Raw genomic sequence first — 1,103 nt, forward strand, 5'->3', positions numbered from 1 at the left:
TAAAGCCACGGGCCGACAGCGCAATTTGCACAGATTGATGACTTCAGGTCGCTTCACGAGTTTACATTGGTGTTCTCGCTATGTTTCGTTCGAGTTTTTATCATTATTATCAGCTCTTCAAGTTGTTGGCGCTGGCTTTTGTGTCTTTGCTCTCGCAGGTGAGCGGCTCTGGAGCTGTCGAATGTCCGGGTCATGAAGGTCCGGGAACAGGAGCTGAATGCAATCCGCCAACCGATTTATCGGAGTCGAAAAACAAACCGGAATCGCCACGTAAGTATTCTTTTGTGGGCATTGAGCACAAAGGTTTCTTTATAAAAGGCTCCGTTCCCCGGGACAAGGCCATTGAGCTGGCCGGAGAGGCTTTTCCATTCATGCCAGCCAACTCTCCGGAACGTGTACGTTGCGCTTTGCTGGTGGTCAACATTGACATGGCTATTGTCTTTAGAATCCCATTGTATTACTTAAAACGATGGAGCTATCCCGAGGCCATCTGGATGCTGGAGATTCGCAAAGACTCATATCTGGCAATCAAGGCCCACACTGATTCGTTAATAATGAAATATGTTCTCGAACATATGGACAAATACAATTCGTCTTACGGCTCAATGACACTCGACAAAGAAGGCTATAACGCTACTGTTTCTGTCCGTTCAGAAGAGAATCTTGTATTCTCAGCCACACTCAGCGAAGCAAAACGGAGTGATGCATCGCTAATAGAGAATTTATGGACAAGAAACGCTAATGGTGACTACTACAGAATTCCCTGGGGAAATGCCAAGCCTGCCAAGGCTTATAGCATGAAAAGTTTTGTAGCAGACAGCCTTGGAAGAAGTATATTTGGAGACGTGATCTGGGAAGATAATGCGACATATTATCTGAAACGCAAACATGAATGTTCTATGGCAATTTCCGATAAATTGTCATCAGGGTTCCGTTAAGCCTATTCTGAATCCGCCTTAATACCCGGCAGGGCAGTCTCATTCCCTCTACCGTTGCAGGGAATGAGATTCGTGACATTTAGGGGCGGGTGGTTCAATTAATACCCGGCCACTCCCAGGGCACTGCTCTGCATCTCAATACTGGTGCTGCAGAAATCCCCTGAA

Annotated in this window: 1 protein-coding gene; it reads left to right on the plus strand. The window is 46.5% G+C overall.

The window, feature by feature from the left end; all coding sequences use genetic code 11:
• Positions 1-80 precede the first annotated feature (80 nt).
• Complete coding sequence (locus tag KDK19_RS07475; RefSeq protein WP_257291662.1) at positions 81-938, plus strand: hypothetical protein; 858 nt, start codon at positions 81-83, stop codon at positions 936-938.
• Positions 939-1,103: the final 165 nt, after the last annotated feature.

Source organism: Endozoicomonas sp. ONNA1 (assembly GCF_024606325.1).
In the GTDB taxonomy this organism is placed as follows: Bacteria; Pseudomonadota; Gammaproteobacteria; order Pseudomonadales; family Endozoicomonadaceae; genus Endozoicomonas_A.

Bases quoted from the DNA above. Each gene is read 5' to 3' on its own strand.
- KDK19_RS07475 (WP_257291662.1), top strand. From the start codon at position 81: ATGTTTCGTTCGAGTTTTTATCATTATTATCAGCTCTTCAAGTTGTTG.